This is a genomic window from Amycolatopsis sp. NPDC051106, from assembly GCF_040682775.1.
Classification (GTDB): domain Bacteria; phylum Actinomycetota; class Actinomycetes; order Mycobacteriales; family Pseudonocardiaceae; genus Amycolatopsis.
In genome coordinates this window covers 63,673-79,994 of the sequence record NZ_JBFBBQ010000041.1, presented here as the reverse complement: position 1 = coordinate 79,994, position 16,322 = coordinate 63,673, and the positions used below count along the sequence as shown (strand labels likewise).

General features: G+C 72.3%; 16 protein-coding genes. 9 read left to right on the top strand and 7 right to left on the bottom strand.

The genetic code is table 11. The annotated features are described in order from the left end of the window. Positions 1-115: 115 nt before the first annotated feature. Positions 116-2,044 (bottom strand): LamG-like jellyroll fold domain-containing protein, encoded by a 1,929-nt coding sequence (locus AB0M83_RS27850; RefSeq protein WP_364521328.1) that lies wholly within the window; start codon positions 2,042-2,044, stop codon positions 116-118. Between the two features lie 162 nt (positions 2,045-2,206). Here AB0M83_RS27850 and AB0M83_RS27845 point away from each other — a divergent pair, with 162 nt between their 5' ends. After that, a complete protein-coding gene (locus AB0M83_RS27845; RefSeq protein WP_364521327.1) occupies positions 2,207-2,965 on the top strand; it encodes an MBL fold metallo-hydrolase in 759 nt (252 codons plus the stop codon). Here AB0M83_RS27845 and AB0M83_RS27840 read toward each other — a convergent pair. After that, positions 2,954-3,640 (bottom strand): phosphatase PAP2 family protein, encoded by a 687-nt coding sequence (locus AB0M83_RS27840; RefSeq protein WP_364521326.1) that lies wholly within the window; start codon positions 3,638-3,640, stop codon positions 2,954-2,956. The genes AB0M83_RS27845 and AB0M83_RS27840 overlap by 12 nt on opposite strands. 106 nt (positions 3,641-3,746) lie before the next feature. After that, on the bottom strand, positions 3,747-4,796 hold the full coding sequence (locus AB0M83_RS27835) for a glycoside hydrolase family 43 protein (protein ID WP_364521325.1): 1,050 nt from the start codon (positions 4,794-4,796) through the stop codon (positions 3,747-3,749). A 201-nt stretch (positions 4,797-4,997) separates the two neighbouring features. Between AB0M83_RS27835 and AB0M83_RS27830 the strand changes: the two genes are divergently transcribed. The 5 genes from AB0M83_RS27830 (at position 4,998) to AB0M83_RS27810 (ending at position 9,129) form a co-directional block, all read left to right on the top strand. Then, the gene (locus AB0M83_RS27830; protein WP_364521324.1) at positions 4,998-5,312 is read left to right on the top strand and encodes a hypothetical protein; all 315 of its coding nucleotides are present in this window, start codon (positions 4,998-5,000) and stop codon (positions 5,310-5,312) included. Positions 5,313-5,428: 116 nt separating this feature from the next. Further along, positions 5,429-6,154 carry a (Fe-S)-binding protein gene (locus AB0M83_RS27825; protein WP_364521323.1) on the top strand — a complete coding sequence of 242 codons (726 nt, stop codon included), beginning with the start codon at positions 5,429-5,431 and terminating at the stop codon, positions 6,152-6,154. A 17-nt stretch (positions 6,155-6,171) separates the two neighbouring features. Continuing rightward, positions 6,172-7,620 (top strand): lactate utilization protein B, encoded by a 1,449-nt coding sequence (locus AB0M83_RS27820; protein ID WP_364521331.1) that lies wholly within the window; start codon positions 6,172-6,174, stop codon positions 7,618-7,620. Next, on the top strand, positions 7,617-8,189 hold the full coding sequence (locus AB0M83_RS27815) for a lactate utilization protein C (RefSeq protein WP_364521322.1): 573 nt from the start codon (positions 7,617-7,619) through the stop codon (positions 8,187-8,189). Before AB0M83_RS27820 ends, AB0M83_RS27815 begins: the two co-directional genes overlap by 4 nt. A gap of 31 nt (positions 8,190-8,220) precedes the next feature. Next, the gene (locus AB0M83_RS27810) at positions 8,221-9,129 is read left to right on the top strand and encodes a hypothetical protein (protein ID WP_364521321.1); all 909 of its coding nucleotides are present in this window, start codon (positions 8,221-8,223) and stop codon (positions 9,127-9,129) included. Here the strand turns inward: AB0M83_RS27810 and AB0M83_RS27805 are convergent. Continuing rightward, positions 9,083-11,119, bottom strand: coding sequence for a UvrD-helicase domain-containing protein (locus AB0M83_RS27805; protein ID WP_364521320.1), 2,037 nt, complete (start codon positions 11,117-11,119; stop codon positions 9,083-9,085). The two genes, AB0M83_RS27810 and AB0M83_RS27805, sit on opposite strands and share 47 nt — an antisense overlap. A gap of 267 nt (positions 11,120-11,386) precedes the next feature. Next, positions 11,387-12,346 carry a LysR family transcriptional regulator gene (locus AB0M83_RS27800; protein ID WP_364521319.1) on the bottom strand — a complete coding sequence of 320 codons (960 nt, stop codon included), beginning with the start codon at positions 12,344-12,346 and terminating at the stop codon, positions 11,387-11,389. Positions 12,347-12,487: 141 nt separating this feature from the next. Between AB0M83_RS27800 and AB0M83_RS27795 the strand changes: the two genes are divergently transcribed. The 3 genes from AB0M83_RS27795 to AB0M83_RS27785 all read left to right on the top strand — a co-directional run bounded on the left by AB0M83_RS27795 (position 12,488) and on the right by AB0M83_RS27785 (position 14,860). Further along, complete coding sequence (locus AB0M83_RS27795; protein ID WP_364521318.1) at positions 12,488-13,288, top strand: alpha/beta hydrolase; 801 nt, start codon at positions 12,488-12,490, stop codon at positions 13,286-13,288. 2 nt (positions 13,289-13,290) lie between these two features. Then, entirely contained in the window at positions 13,291-14,085 is a 795-nt protein-coding gene (locus tag AB0M83_RS27790) for an SDR family oxidoreductase (RefSeq protein ID WP_364521317.1), read from the top strand. A gap of 433 nt (positions 14,086-14,518) precedes the next feature. Next, positions 14,519-14,860, top strand: a complete 342-nt coding sequence (locus AB0M83_RS27785; protein ID WP_364521316.1) for a VOC family protein — start codon at positions 14,519-14,521, stop codon at positions 14,858-14,860. Between the two features lie 25 nt (positions 14,861-14,885). Here the strand turns inward: AB0M83_RS27785 and AB0M83_RS27780 are convergent, their stop codons facing one another. Further along, on the bottom strand, positions 14,886-15,602 hold the full coding sequence (locus AB0M83_RS27780) for a zf-HC2 domain-containing protein (protein ID WP_364521315.1): 717 nt from the start codon (positions 15,600-15,602) through the stop codon (positions 14,886-14,888). Positions 15,603-15,643: 41 nt separating this feature from the next. Then, a complete protein-coding gene (locus tag AB0M83_RS27775; RefSeq protein WP_364521314.1) occupies positions 15,644-16,219 on the bottom strand; it encodes a sigma-70 family RNA polymerase sigma factor in 576 nt (191 codons plus the stop codon). Between the last annotated feature and the right edge of the window lie 103 nt (positions 16,220-16,322).

Here is a 16,322-nt window from a genome sequence, read left to right as displayed (position 1 = left end):
GGGCGCTGGACTAGCGCGTGGATGACCGCGGGGCGGTGTACCTGCGCGGGGGGGGGGCGCGGCGGCCCCCCCGGGGCGGGGGGCCCCCCCGGGGCACCCCCGCTGCCGGGGGAGATCACCGGGTCATGAACTCGTCCGGCCGCAGCGCGCGGCCGACGATCCGGACGTCGCCGATCCAGCCGTGGAACACGTTGTCGAGCGCGCCGCCGTATTCGTGGCCGCCGAGGAGCCACGGGAGACCGAGGGACGCGATGCCGACGGAGTCGGTGGAGGGGTTGTCGGCGACCGGGGAGCTTTCGACGTAGACCTTCGTGTGGTGCCCGTCGTTGACGACCGCGATGTGCCACCACTGGTCTTCGGCCAGGCCGTGGCTCCAGTTGGTGGTCGGGTAGGTCTGGCTGAGCGGGTAGCAGTTGAACTGCACCTCACGACCGTTGTTCGTGGTCATGAGCTGGGCCACCGGCTCCTTCGGGTCGGTGTTCTTGCCGTGCTTGCCCGCGTCGCCGGACGCGCCGCGGCGGACCAGGACGGGCATGTTGCCGTTGGCGCCGCCGTCCCAGTCACGCGGGATCTTCACGAACGTCTCGATCGTGTAGCCGCGGGTGAACGTCTCGGTGTTCAGCGGCGCGCGCGAGCCCGTGGTCAGGTACCCGCCGTGCAGCGGGTTCCGGCCGCCGGCGAACCGGAGACTGGCGTGGCCCGGCTGGTCGGGGTGGTGGTCATCGGTCCAAGTCAAGGCGTCGGGGGCGGTGCCGGCGACGGACTGCAGCGCGAGGTCGTTGCCGTGCCCCGACAGATCGCGCACCTTCTGACCGGAAGTCACGGAACTGCCGTTCGCGCCGACGTTGTCGAACCGCCAGTACGCGAGCGTGCCCGGTACGAGCACCGCACCGGCCGGACGCGCCGGGCGGACCGGCACGGGGATGAAGCCGGAGAACCGCTGTTCGAAGTCGATCGGCGTCGAGAAGCGGTCGACGGACGTGGTGAGCCGCGACTCCAGCACCTCCAGGCGGTTGCGCTTCGCGGGGTCCTTCTCGAGGATCCACGGCGAGATCGTCTCGACGTCGATGGTGTTGCGCTCGAGGTCGAAGTGGTACAGGCGCAGCATGCCGCCGCCGCTCATGTAGCGGTTCTGGTAGTTGGTGATGTGCAGGTGCACGTCGTTGCCGGCGGCGTTCTTCTTCGTCATGCGGCCCGAAGGCCAGTAGTGGCCGTTGAGCGTGAGGAAGATCTGGTCGTTGTCCTTGATCAGCGAGTCCCAGACGGTCTGCCCGTAGTCGGTGATTTCGGCGTTGTTCTCGGGGTCGCCCGACTCGTACGGGTAGACCTCGTCACCGTAGGTCGGCGCGACGATCTCGTGGCAGGTCAGGATCACCGGCAGGTGCGGGTTCTTCTTGATGACGTCGTTGGCCCACGCGAAGCCCGCGGCCGAGGTGCGCCAGTCCATGGCCAGCAGCAGCCACTCGCGCCCGGCGGCGCGGAAGACGTGCGCGGTGTTGTAGCCGCTGGAGTCGGAGCCGAGGAACGACTTCCGCCGGCGGAACCGCTGCGGGCCCATCGTCTGCAGGTACGGCGTGGTGCCGCGGGTGTCGTCACCGGACACGTCGTGGTTGCCCGCGAGCACGCTGTAGGCGACGCCGGCCGCGTCGGCCGCCTTGAACGTCTTGTCCACGGCCTGGAACGACGTGACGTCGGCGTCCTGCGTCAGGTCACCGAGGTGGGCCAGGAAGACGATGTTGCTGTCCGGTTTGCCGCTGTTCTCGATGACGTACCGCAGCGACGCTTCCTGCGGTTCCGGGTTGATGCTGTTCTGGCTGCCCCAGTAGAGGTACTGGGTGTCCGGCATCACGGCTACGGTGAACTGACGGCTCTCGCCGTCCGGGTTCCACCGGCCGCCGCCCCGGTTCGCGCTGTCCGTGGTGATCGCGGGGCCGGCTTCCGCCGGTGCGGCGCCGAGCGCACCCAGCGCCGTCGCGCCGACGCCGGCCAGCCCCGCGGTGCGCAGGAAGGACCGCCGGTTCGGGCCGGCCTGGTTTTCGCGCATGATCTGCCTCATTCGGTTTTCGGGAGAATCCTTCAGCGATCCGGACGCTAATCCCGCCTGCTTGAGCCGATGCGAACACCAGATGGCCTGTTCACGTCGGCTCCCTTACCCGGAGGGGGTGGACCACTCGCGTCGGGCGGTGGCACCTGACACAGTGGACCGATGCTGAAGCAGGTGGCCGACGGTGTCTGGGTGCGGCAGAGCGCATGGGTCTCGAGCAACGCCGTCGTGGTGCGGGGCGACGAGGGCCTGGTGCTGGTCGATCCCGGCATCGACGGCGCCGACCTGGACCAGCTCGCCGACGACGTGGCCCGGCTCGGTGTGCCGGTGGTCGCCGGGTTCGCCACCCATCTCCACTGGGACCACCTGCTCTGGCATTCCCGGTTCGGCGACGTGCCGCGCTACGCCACCGCCGCCTGCGCCGAAGCCGCCGGGGCGGTCCGGGAGCGGGCGCGGGCGATGGCGGCGGAAAGCGCGACCGGCATCCCGCTGGAGCTGATCGGGCTCGTCACCCCGCTGCCCGCCGGCGGGGGACCGGTGCCGGGGGAGATCGTCCCGCACGAGGCGCACGCCATCGGCCACGCCGCGGTCCTGCTGGCCGACCGGGGTGTCCTGCTCGCCGGGGACATGCTCTCCGACGTCCTGATCCCGATGCTCGACCCTCGCCGCCCCGGTCAGGTGGACGCCTACGAGACCGCGCTCGACCGGCTGGGCGAGGCGGCCCGGCACGTCGACGTCGTGGTTCCCGGCCACGGCGCCGTGGCCGAAGGGGCGGAGGTGGCGGCCCGCTTCGCCACCGATCGGGCCTACCTCGGCGCGCTGCGGCGAGGGGAAGAACCGGTCGACGCGCGTCTCGAGCAGGACTGGCTCGCCGGACCCCACCAAGCGAACCTGGCGCAGGCCAGAGCCTCAGCCGGGTAATTCCCGCGCAGGAACAGTCTTCCGGGCGACGCGGCCCCCCAGTGACGCGGCGGCGATCGCCACGGCCAGGAGCGTGACGCTGCCCGCGATGTCGAGAACGTAGTGGTTGCCCGTGGCGAGCACGTCCGCCGTCATGAGCAGCGGGTACCCCCACGCCACCAGCGCCGTCCGCGGACGCGTGTCCCGCAGCGCCGACCACACGGCGTAGGCGCACCACAGCGACCAGCCCACGTGCATGCTGGGCATGGCCGTGTAGTGGGTGGGACTCGTCCAGCTCGGCACGTCGAAGATGTCGTACCGGGCAACGATGTCGACCGCGCCCGGCAGCGCGAACCGCGGCGGCGACATCGGCACCGCCCAGTAGACGGGCAGGACGAGGGCCATCATCGCGACCATCGTCCGGCGGACCCGGCGGTAGACGCCGGCGTGCCGGACGAACACCCACAGCAGCACCCCGGCGATCACCACGTAGTACAGCCGGTACAGGTACACCGCGATCTGGCTGAGGACCGGGTTTCCGGCGAGCCAGCTGTTCACGCTCCGCTCGATGTCGAGGTGCACCGCGTGTTCCGCGGACTGCAGGGTGAGCGCGTTGGCGGTGGCGGCCGCGAAGTCCTTGCCCACCGCGGCGTCGAGGCGCGCGAAGAGCAGGAACCAGAGCACCAGCAAGATCAACTCGACGAGTACGGCAGGCCGCGCGCCGGTACTCCGGAAGAGCACTCGGCGGTAGCGATGCACGCGGTCACCCTAGCGGTCGCCCGAGCCGGTGTCCTGAGTTCGCTCATTCGAAGAACTTGAGGCTCCAGCCGGTGTCGGTGGTCGCGCCCGGGACGTTGGCGCGGCGGTACGTCGTCGAACCCCACCAGCAGAACGTTCCCGTGTACCAGGAGCGGTTGGCCCACGAATACGGCGTGCCCTTGGGGACGGCGTGGAACATCAGCGGGAACTTCGGTCCGGCGGGCGGGCTCGTCGCGATGTCGCCGTTCAGCAGGACGAAGCTGTGGCTGCCCGGCCCGTCGACGTAAAGCGTCGGGTCCCAGCCGGCCATCATCGTCTCGCGGTGGGAGCCGAAGAGGCAGCCGTTCGACTTGTACCAGTCCCAGACGTACGTCGGGTCGCCGCCGGCGCGCAGGCGGACCTCGGCGATGCAGTACTGGTCGCTCCAGCTGCCGTTGGCCGAGTAGGTGATGTGCAGCTGCCCGTTCGGGTCCTTGATCACCGCGGGTGCCTCGTTGATGAACGGGTTGCCCACCACGCGTTCCCAGCTTTCCCGCGGTTGGGAGATGACGTACCGCGCGCCCGTCGGGGTCGTGGGGCTGCTCATCCGCGCGAGGTAGAGGTTCTGCTCGACGTTGGTGTCCCCGGCCCAGCCCGACCAGACGAACCACCGCTGGCCGCCGAAGGTGAACAGCGTGCCGTCGATCGCCCACTTGCCGTCGGGCAGCGCCAGCTGGGTCTCGGCCGTGTAGCCGCTGTCGGCGGCGGCGGAGCTGATCACGTACATCCGGTGCGCCGCACCGGTTCCGGCCGAGAAGTAGACGTAGAAGCGGCCGCCGTCGAGGACGATCTCCGGGGCCCACACTTCGCCGCGGCCGCGGGTGTCCGACCAGATCGGCCGGGCGGGCGCGCTCGCGAGGCCGTCGGGTGAGCCGGCCTGCCGCGCCACGATCCCACCCCCGGACGACTGCACGGCGACGTAGGTGGAGCCGACCCGGAGCACGCTGGGATCGGCGGCCCGCAACGGGGTCTGCCCGGCCTGCGCGGCGGGGGAGGCCATCGCGGCGATGAGGGCGAAAACGGCGGCGGGGTAGAGGAACCGGGAGAGCTTCATGACCACATCCCTCGGTCGATCCGGGGTGGGAACCGACAGGATCACCCGTGCTCGGGTCCGTCCGGTAGGGCCGCAGGTGCTTGCTCGATCAAGATCGGCCGAAATTGGTCTGAACCGGTGAGATCTCGGCGGGATGACGCCCCGTCGCGGCGAGGTGCGATAATCGGCCCGCCGAACGCCCCGCCCGACGCGCTCGTGGCGGTGGCCGCCCAGGACGCCTACCTGTGGGAGTGCGCCGACCGGCTCGACGACCGCGGCATCGACGCACCCTTCCCGGGATTGCCGCGGATCGCGCTGGTGGACGTGCTCGCCGACCACGGCCTGCTGGCCGAGGTCGACGGGAAGGAAGTGCCCGGCAAGACTTCCGGCCGCGCCGATGCAGTGAATGACCCATTTACTGCATCCGATGCAGTGAATGACCCATTCCTGTCGTCAACCCGAGCCCGCACCATCAACGAACCTCAGACGCGCGACACGGGTGGGGCCGGGAGGCGCTGGGCGCGGGTGGCGAGCTGAAGCCGGGTGTTGAAACGTAGAAATCTCCCATGGTTGTAGCGCGTTGACTTGGCCAAGTCTTTCGTAGTAGCGTCGCCGACCGATACATTGAAACGTTTCGATCCGGGAGAGCGCGCATGAAGGTCGCCGTGCTCGTCACCTGCATCAACGACTCGCTCTTCCCGGACACGGGCAAGGCGGTGTTCCGGCTGCTGCGCCGCCTCGGCGTGGACGCGGACTTCCCCGAGGCGCAGACCTGCTGCGGCCAGCCGATGGTGAACACCGGCTACCTCGACGAGGCCGTGCCGGTGGTGCGCACCTTCGCGCGGGCGTTCGAGGGTTACGACTACATCGTCACGCCGTCCGGTTCCTGCGCGGGGTCGGCGCGCCACCAGCACGGCCTGGTCGCGCGGAGAGCCGGCGACCCCCGGCTGGCCGAGAGCGGGCCGAAGGTCCGCGAGCTGAGCGAGTTCCTCGTCGACGTCCTCGGCGTGACCGACGTGAACGCCTACTTCCCGCACCGCGTCACCTACCACCCGACCTGCCATTCGCTGCGCATGCTCGGCGTCGCCGACAAGCCGGTGCGGCTGCTGCGCAACGTCCGCGGGCTCGACCTGGTCGAGCTGCCCGCCGCCGAGGAGTGCTGCGGCTTCGGCGGCACCTTCGCGGTGAAGAACGCCGAGACGTCCACCGCCATGGGCGCGGACAAGGCCCGGCACGTCCTCGGCACCGGAGCCGAAGTGCTGGTCGCCGGCGACAACTCGTGCCTGCTGCACATCGGCGGCCTGCTGTCGCGGCAGCGGTCCGGCGTCCGCGTGCTGCACATGGCCGACGTGCTCGCTTCGACCGAGGAGGACGCGTGAGCGCCACGTTCGTCGGCATGCCGGCGTTCCCGGCCGCGGCCCGGGAGGCGCTGGCCGACACGCAGCTGCGCCGCAACCTCGCCCACGCCACCGGCACGATCCGCGCCAAGCGCGCGGCCGTCGTCGGCGAGGTGGCCGAGTGGGAGGAACTGCGCCTCGCGGGCGCGGCGATCAAGGACAACACCCTGCGCCGCCTCGACGAGCACCTGCTGACGCTCGAAGCCGCGCTGCGGGCCGGGGGAGCGACCGTCCACTGGGCCCGCGACGCCCGGGAAGCCTGCGACATCGTCGCCCGCATCGCGAAGGACCACGACGTCGACGAGGTCGTCAAGGTCAAGTCGATGGCGACGCAGGAGATCGGCCTCAACGAGGCCCTGGCGGACCACGGCGTCACCGCCTGGGAAACCGACCTCGCGGAGCTGATCGTGCAGCTGGGCGACGACCTGCCCAGCCACATCCTGGTACCGGCGATCCACCGCAACCGCGCCGAGATCCGCGAGATCTTCCGCCGCGAGATGGCCGCGGCGGGTCGGCCGGCACCCGACGGGCTCACCGACGATCCGGCCGAACTCGCCGGCGCGGCCCGGCTGCACCTGCGGGAGAAGTTCCTGCGGGCGAAGATGGCCGTTTCGGGCGCGAACTTCGCCGTCGCCGAGAGCGGCACCCTCGTCGTCGTCGAATCCGAGGGCAACGGCCGCATGTGCCTGACGCTGCCCGAGGTGCTCGTTTCGGTGGTGGGCATCGAAAAGATCGTGCCGACGTGGTCCGATCTGGACGTCTTCCTCCAGCTCCTGCCGCGCTCCAGCACGGGGGAGCGGATGAACCCGTACACCTCGACGTGGTCGGGCGTCACGCCCGGCGACGGGCCGCAGGAGCTGCACGTCGTCCTGCTCGACAACGGCCGCACCCGGGCGCTCGCCGACGAGGTCGGCCGCCAGGCGTTGCGTTGTATCCGCTGCTCGGCGTGCCTCAACGTCTGCCCGGTGTACGAGCGGACCGGCGGGCACGCCTACGGCTCGGTCTACCCCGGCCCGATCGGGGCGATCCTCAACCCGCTGCTCAAGGGCGTCGGCGTCGACGAGCAGACCGACTCCCTCCCGTACGCCTCCAGCCTGTGCGGCGCCTGCTTCGACGCCTGCCCGGTGCGCATCGACATCCCCGAGGTCCTGGTGCACCTGCGGTCCCAGGTGGTCGACGCGCATCGCGGCGGCCCGCCGAAACCCGAGGCGGTGGCGATGAAATCGGCGTCGTGGGTGCTCTCCGACGCGCGGCGGCTGGGGCCGGCCCAACGCGGGCTCGGCGTCGCGAACCGCGTGCTGACCCGGTTCGGCCGCCGCGTGCTGCCGGGCGGCCGCCGTGGGGTGTCCCGGCTGCCGTGGCCCGGTTCGGTGTGGACGAACGCACGTGATCTCCCGGCCCCGCCGCGCGAGTCGTTCCGCGCCTGGTGGCGAAGGGAGAAGCGGTGAGCGCGCGCGAGGAGATCCTGGCCGCCGTCCGAGGCGCGCTGCGCGACGCGGACCGGGCCGAAGCGCCGGTCCCGCGCCACTACCGGTCCGTCGCGGCCGCGGACGTCGTCGAGCTGTTCGCCGAGCGCGTGCTCGACTACCGCGCGGCCCTCACCCGCTGCACCGCGGCCGAGCTGCCCGGCACCGTCCGCGCCGCACTCGGGCCGGCGCGGAAAGTCCTGGTGCCCGAAGGGTTCCCGGTCGACTTCGGCCGCACGGAAGGAGAGCTCACCGAGTTCGACGCCGTCGTTACCACGGCCGCGCTCGGCATCGCGGCCACCGGCACCATCGTGCTCGACCACGGTCCCGGCCAGGGGCGCCGCGCGCTGAGCCTGGTGCCGGACGTGCACGTGTGCGTCCTGCGCGAGAGCCAGATCGTGCCCGGCGTACCGCAGGCCGTGGCCGCCCTCGACCCGGCGCGCCCGCAGACGTGGATCAGCGGGCCGAGCGCCACCAGCGACATCGAGCTCACCCGGGTGGAGGGCGTGCACGGGCCGCGGACCCTGCACGTCATCGTCGTCGCGGGGTGAACCTCACCGGCGGTCCGCGCGTCTCCTGGTCATGATCACCGAACCGCGTTCCCGGGCCGCTGCTTCGCTCGTCGCCGTCGCCACCACGCTGGTGGTGGTGGCCGCTCCGGCGAGCGCGGCCGACGACCTGGTGGTGACCCGGGTGAGTGCCGCGGACCGGGCCGCCGCACTGGCCCACTGGACGCCGGAGCGGATGCGGCAGTGGGTGGGCGACGACTCCTTGCCCCCGGCCGAGAAGATCGGCCGGGAATGGCCGGGAGCGGTCCCGGCGGGCGTCGGGCGGCTGTTCTTCACCGCCGAACCGGGCGTCGACGAGTCCTGCACCGCGACCGTGGTTCCCAGTGCCACCAAGGACGTCGCGCTCACCGCCGGGCACTGCGTCAACGGCGGCCTGGACCGGTTCGACAACCCGATCAAGATCGTCAACGTCGTGTTCGTGCCGGGTTACGACCACGGGCAGGCGCCGCACGGGGTGTTCCCGGTCCGGGCCTTCGCCTGGCCGAGCACCTATTCGGGGCCCACGAGCGGAACGGACGACGACGCGGTGCTCGCCCTGGACCCGGTCGACGGCCGGCACGCCGCCGACGTCGCGGGCACCCAGGACCTCTCGTTCGACCGGCCACCGTCCCCTGTGGACACCACGATGCTCGGCTACCCGGTCTCGCAAGCGGCGGGCGGCGAGGCGTTGTTCTCCTGCGTCCGCCCCGCCACGCTGAAGGCCAACTCGGTCACCACGACGTGGAACACGGACTGCGACCTCGCCGGCGGCTCCAGCGGCGGCCCGTGGCTGCGCGACTTCGACCCCGCGACCGGCCGGGGCACCATCTTCAGCGTCACGAGCCGGGGAACGATGACCGAGGACGGCGTGACGACGGACCTCGGCGGCGCCGCGTTCACCGATCCCGTGCGGACGCTGTACGAACGCGCGGGGGAACTCTGAGCAGTTCGGCCGGGGGCGGGCCCGGGTGCACGATCCCGAGGTGGCGGGTGGCTCTGGTCATGGCGACGTAGAGGTCGTGGTGGCCGAGGGGCGCGTCGAGGATCGCGGCCGGGTCGGCGATGAGGACCGAGTCGAACTCCAGGCCCTTGGCCTGGGCGGGGGAGAGGACCACCACCCGGCCGGTCAGGTCCGGGTGCGCGGTGAGCGACAGCGCGTCGCTCAGGGTCTTCGGGGTGATGATCGCGAGCCGGCCGGTGGTGTGCGCCGCGGCAAGCTCGGCGACGACCCCGGGCAGCTCCGCGCGGGTGGTGCCGAGGCGCCAGGGCGGTTCGCCGGTCGAGCGGACCGACCGGGGCGGCGTCGTGCCGGGGTGGTGGGCGGCGAGCAGGTCGGTGGTGGCGGCCATGATCTCGGCGGGCGTGCGGTAGTTGACGCTGAGCCGGACGAGGTGCCGGCGGTCTCGCACGTATGGCCGCAGCACGTCGTCCCACGAGGACGCGCCGGCCGGGCTGCCGGTCTGGGCCAGGTCCCCGACGATGGTCATCGACCTGCTGGGACACCGGCGCATCAGCATCCGCCAGTCCATTGCGGACAGTTCCTGGGCTTCGTCGACGACCACGTGCCCGAACACGGCGGTGTCCTGGCCGAGCAGAGCCGCGGCTTCGTCCAGCAGCGGGACGTCCGCGGCGCTCCAGCCGCCGGTCCGCTCGCCGAGGAGGTCCGCCACCACCCGCTCCGGGGTCAGCGGCGCCCACAGCGCGTCGAGGGCGGCCTGGACGGCCGGGTCGGCGAGCAGGGAACGCCGCAGCCCGGCCCGGGCGGTCTCGTCCAGCATGGTCCGCGGTCCGTCGCTGTCGTCGACGATCACGCCCGCGGCGGCCAGCGCACGCAGGTCGGCCTCGCCGAGCCGGCCGTCCGGGCTGCCGCCGTCGATCGCCTCGCCGGTGTCGGTGAGCACGATCGCTTCCAGGTCGTCGGCGAGCCGCCGCGCGAGCACCTCGACGACCTGCCGCTGGAAGACCAGCCTGGCCTGGTTGTGCGGGAGCCGGGTCCGCCGGGCCTCGGCCGCGGCGCGATCGCACGTGGCCGGGTCGAGCCGCAGCGTCTGTTGCTCGAACTCGATGTCGATGGGGTCGTCGGGGATCCGGACCTGCGCCCGGACCGCTTCCGCCAGCCGTCCGGCCAGGTCCGCCCGGCCCTTGTCCGCGGCGACCCCGGGCGGGTCCACCCGGCTGACCTCGGTGCCCGGCCGCAGGTCGGCGAGGGTGGCCGTGACGACGCTGTTTTCGCCGAGGCCGGGGAGAACCTGGCCGATGTAGTCGAGGAACACCCGGCTGGGGCCCACGACGAGGACACCCCGGGTGCGCAGGTGCGGCCGGGTGTAGAGCAGGTAGGCGACCCGGTGCAGGGCGACGGCGGTCTTGCCCGTGCCGGGACCGCCCTCCACGACGAGCACGCCGCCGGTCTCGTGCCGGATGATCCGGTCCTGTTCGGCGTGCAGGGTGGTGACGATGTCGGGCATCCGCCCGGTGCGCTCGGCGGTCACGGCCGCCAGGAGGGCCGCGTCCCCGACCAGGACGTCGTCGCCGGCGTTGGCGAGCAGTTCGTCGTCGAGCGCGACGACCGTGCGGCCCCGCGTGGTGATGCGCCGCCGTCGCCGCACATCGCCGGGCGCGGCCGCCGTCGCGGTGTAGAACGCCCGGGCCGCCGGGGCGCGCCAGTCCACCAGCAGCGGCTCGCCGTCGTCGTCGCGGAACAGCCCCAGCCGCCCGACGTAGACGCGCCGGCCGCCGTGCAGGTCCAGCCGGCCGAAGCACAATCCCTGCTCCACGGAGTCCAGCCGGGCGACCTCCGCTTGCCAGACGGCCGCCGCCTCCCGGTCGTCGGTCTCCGCTCGCGCGGCGGCGGTTTCGCGCAGGGCGTCCACCCGGGCGTAGAGGCTGACGACGTAGTCACGTTCGAGTTCGAGCTCACGGTCTTCGCCGGTCACAGGCGTTCTCCCCCAGGTCGGTGCCGTCGAGGGTGCCCCGCGAATCCGGAGAAGAACAGTCTTGTTCTTTCCCGGCGGCAGGACGCCGTGCCCAGGGCCTGTTCCAAAATGGCTTCCGCCGAGTGGGGGTACTCTGCTGGCGGCTGCAATCCCGGTGCTGCAAAGACGGGCGATCGGGTGCCGGATACCGGGAGTTTCCGTCACTCGCGTCCGTACCAAGCTTTGGGCGCTTGCCTGGCACCGTGGGCAAACCTCGGGCGCCCGGCGCTAAGCGGTGGTCAGGTCTTCGGGCGGCACCCACAGCGGCGCGGCGTCCGCGCGCTCCGGATGCAGCCACCCCCGCTGCTCGGCCGTCTCGCGTGCGATCCGCAGGTAGGCCTGGACGGTTTCCGGCTGCTCGCCCTCCCGCCAGGCCAGCGACCACGGGTAGACCGGCTGCAGCTCCCGGGGCCGGTGGACCGGGACGCCGCGGTCGGCGTAGCGGCGGGCGTAACTGTCGAATTCGAGCAGGTACGCGCTGTCCCGCGCGCGGCTGACGATGGCGTGGCAGGTGTCGAACGTGCCCGGGTTGCCGAGCCAGCGCAGGGCGACGCCGGTGTGCTGTTCCCACGAGCTCAGGTACCGGCCGTGGACGTTGTACAACGCCGTGCCGGGGCCGTCCGCGAAGACCTCGACGGGCCGCTCGTGCACCGACACCGCCGGCCGGGTCGGGTCGCCGGGGCGGCCGACCAGCCAGAACGGCTCGAGCCGGAGCAGGGCGTGGTGCCAGCCGGCCGGGTGGGCGGCCTTGAGGGTCGTGGTGACGCGCAGGACCGCGACGTCGAGGTGGTCCTCGAGCAGGGCGGTGAGCTGACGGGCGCTGTCCATCTGGCTCTGGACGAGCCGGATGCCGGGGTGGGCGGCGTGGAACGCGTCGGCGACGACCCGGCTGGTGTCCAGTTCGAAGATGTGGGCGATCCGCAGGTGGTCCGGCGCGGGTTCGCGCAGCATCTGGTCGGCGGTGGCCAGCAGCTGCCGCGCGTGGTGCAGGAACCGCTCGCCGCGCGGGGTCAGCGCGACGTGCCGGCTGTCGCGCACCAGCAGGGGCGCGCCGACGTCGGCTTCGAGCCGGCGGATCTGCTTGGACAGCGCCGGCTGGCTGATGAAGAGCTTCGTGGCGGCCCGGCCGAAGTGCAGCTCGTCGGCGACGGTGACGAAGTACCGCACCAGCCTGAGGTCGAGATCCATGCGGGCCTTCCGGCGCGTAGGGGGTGACGCGGAGAGCCAACGATGCCATCCCGGCTATCGATGCGCACCCAACGGGTCTTGGACGCCGGTGCCGAGGTTCGTGTTGGCTTCGGGAAAGCCCCGCGCTGACTGGAGGATCCGATGGCCGATCCGGGCACCCCCGTTGTGTTCATCCACGGTCTGTGGCTGCACGCCACCTCGTGGAACCCGTGGATCGACCACTTCCGGGCGGCCGGCTACGCGCCGATCGCCCCGGGCTGGCCGCACGAGCCCGAAACCGTCGAACAGGCCCGCGAAAACCCCGAAGCCGTCGCGGACATCGGGATCGACGACGCGACCGATCACTTCGCCTCGATCATCGCGGGCCTCGAGCAGGCTCCGGTGCTCATCGGCCACTCCTTCGGCGGCCTGATCACCGAGAAGCTGCTGGGCCAGGGCATCGGCCGGGCCGGCGTCGCCATCGACCCCGCCCAGATCAAGGGCGTGCTGCCCCTGCCGCTGGCGCAGCTGCGGGCCGGGCTGCCGGCGCTGGGCAACCCGGCCAACCTGCACCGGGCCGTTTCGCTGACCGAGAAGGAGTTCCGGTTCGGCTTCGGCAACGCCTTGACCGACGAGGAGTCGTCGGAGCTGTACCGGCGCTGGACGATCCCGTCCCCCGCCCGGCCGCTGTTCCAGGCCGCGGCCGCCAACTTCGTGATGCACTCCGAGGCGCGGGTCGACACCCACCGCGAGGACCGCGGACCGCTCCTGCTGATCTCCGGCACCGCCGACCACACCGTCCCGGACGTGGTCACCCGCTCGACGTTCAAGCAGTACCGGGATTCCGCCGCCGTCACCGAGCTGAAGCAGTTCGAAGGCCGGGGCCACTCGCTCACCGTCGACAGCGGCTGGCGTGACGTCGCCGACGCCGTGCTCGGCTGGCTGCGCGAGAAGGGACTTTAGGCGTGGACCTCGGACTGGACGGCGCGGTCGCCGTCGTCACCGGAGCCGGGCGGGGGATCGGGCTGGCCGTCGCGCAGACCCTCGTCGCGGAAGGCGTCCACGTCGTGGCCGGCGCCCGCGACCCCGGGCCGGACCTCGAGGTCCTCGTCCGGGCCGGGAAGGCGCACACCCTGGCCGTGGACCTCGGCACGGCCGACGGGCCGGGGCGGCTCGCGGAGCTGGCGCTGACCGAGTTCGGACGCATCGACATCCTGGTCAACAACGTCGGCGCCGTCACGCCGCGGACGAACGGCTTCCTGCTCGTCACCGACGACGAGTGGACCCGGTCGCTGACCTTGAACCTCGTCAGCGCGGTCCGCGCCACGCGCGCCGTGCTGCCGGCGATGGTGACCGCCGGGCGCGGCAGCATCGTCACGATCGCCTCGGTCAACGCGAGCCTGCCCGATCCCGGCGTCATCGACTACAGCGCGGCGAAAGCCGCTCTGGTCAACTTCACGAAGTCGGTGTCGAAGGAGTTCGGCCCGCACGGCATCCGCGCCAACGCCATCAACCCGGGCCCGGTCGCGACGCGGTTGTGGCTCGGCAGCGGCGGCGTCGCCGAAACCATCGCCGCCACCACCGGCGCGAATCCCGAGTCGGTCGCCGAGGAAGCCGCCGCCCACGCGGTCACCGGGCGCTTCACCCAGCCCGCCGAGGTCGCCAACCTCGCGGCCTTCCTCGCCAGCGACCGGGTGGCCGGCAACATCACCGGCGCCGCCTTCGCCATCGACGGCGGCTATTCCACCGAGACGCACTGATCCACCGAAAAGCACTGATCCACCGAAAAGCACTGGGGACCGGGCCGTGCGACCCTGACGGCATGACGGATCGGTCCGGACCGCGACGGGAACTGGAGCGGACCCGCGACGGCAGCGGCCCGGGCGCGGAGCACGCCCACGTCGCGTTGACCGCCGAGACGCCGGCGGACCGGCTTCGCGCGGCCATCCTCGCGTTGGCCACCGCGCGTGGCGCGGACAGCAGCACCTGCCCGTCGGACGCGGCGAGGGCGGTGGCCGCCGACTGGCGACCCAGCGCGGCCGGCCGCTCGACCCGGACGGCGAGTGGCGGGGGCCGATCAGGATCCGGCTGCCGCGCGGTGAGTGACGGCCCGGTCAATGGCCTTCGTCTTGACCTGAGGACCGCGTCCTGGCTACGTTCCGGTATTGCCGTCCGCAGAACGGAAACCCCGTCATGACCGCGATCCACCACGTGGCGGTCGTCGTCGACGACCTCGAGAAGGCCATCGGGTTCTACACGGGCGCGCTGGGCTTCCGGCTCTCCGACGCCCGCCCCGGGAACCTCGGGCCCGGGGCCTGGCTCGACGTCGGCGGCCAGCAGCTGCACCTGATCGCCGGGGCGCCGGGGCCTTCGCGGGGGCAGCACTTCGCGGTGCTCGTCGACGATCTCGACGCGGAGGTCCGGCGGCTGCGCACCGCCGGGTTCGCCGTCAGCGACCCCGCGCCGGTCGGCTCCGCGCGCCAGGCCTTCCTCGCCGATCCCTCGGGGAACGCCATCGAGCTCCACGAGAAATAGCCGACAGCCCGCGTGGTGCCGATCGTCAAGCCGCGCGGTGCCGGCTGGCCGGCCTGCGTGGGAACCGCCGAACCGGCGCGAGCGGCGCCGGCGCGTCGTGTTCCGGAAGCCGCACATCGTCCTCCGTCCCGAGCGCATCGGCGTTCACCGGCGCCGGTGCCGGCCGCCGCCGGTGCTGCCGGTGGACCACGACCATCAACACCACCCCGACCACCAGCAAGCCGTGGGTCAGCAGGCGCCCGGCGCCGACCTGGCCGCCGGACACGTCGACCACCGATACCACTCCGAGCACCAAGGCGAAGCCGGCGACCAGCGGCAACTGCGCTCCGGCGGTCCGGGGCCGCAACGCCGCCCACAGCAGGCCGATGCCCAGCGCGAGGTTCCACGCCGCGCTCTCGTTGCTCAGGTGGAGCGTGCCGGTGTGCGCGGCGTGCGCGTCCGCGGGCACCAGGAACTCGGCGAACCCGAGGCCGGACTGGACGAGCCCGACGAGCCCGAGCGCAACCCGCGCCGTCCACTTCTCGCGGGACGGCAGCGGGGCCCGCTCGAGGATCGCGGCCGTGAGGTCGGGCACCGCGGGTGCCTGGCGCACCATCGAGCGGCGCAGCCGCTGGGCGTGGTCCCGCCAGGCCTGGCACGCGCCACAGCCCCGCAGGTGGCGTTCCACTTCGGCCTCGGGCAACGGGCCGGTCTCGCCGTCCATCGCGGCCGAAAGCGATTCCCGGAAGAGTGCGCAGTCCACGTCTCCATAGTCGTCCACGGTCCCCGCCCGGTTCCCGCGGATCAGCCGACGACGCGGCGCCGGGGCGGCGCGTCGGCCATCGCGGCGAGGAGGTCGTCGCGCGCCCGGGCCACCCGCGACCGGATCGTGCCGACCGGGCACCCGCACACCTCGGCGGCGTCCGCGTACGACAGCCCGAGGGCCTGGGTGAGCACGAACGCGTCCCGCCGCTCCGGATCCAGCGCGCCGACCAGCTGGTCCAGCACGACCTGCTCTTCCAGCGGCGACCGCGTCACCGGCTCGTCGCGCTCGGAGAGGGTCTGCCAGTCGGTCGCGGACACCGACCGCGGCCGGCAGCGGGCGGCGCGGATGTGGTCGGCGACCGCGCGGCGGGCGATCGAGAGCAGCCACGTGCGGGCCGACGACTCGCCCTTGAAGCGGCTCAACGACCCCAGCGCCCGCAGGTAGGTCTCCTGGACCAGGTCGTCCGCGGTCTGCACGTCGCCCAGGCTCGCCACGAACCGCCAGACGTGCGGCTGCGTGGCGCGCACGAAGTGGTCCAGGGCGACCCGGTCGCCGCGGCCGGCGAGCCGGGCCCAGCGCGTGATCTCGTCGTCATCCGCACGAAGTGGCCTCACACCCGCTGATACGGCTCCGGAGGCGAAACGGTTGAAGATGATCTTGCCGGATATTCGCGGGAACCATTCGGGCCCGCCGGCCGACCTTGTCACGGCAAGGCCA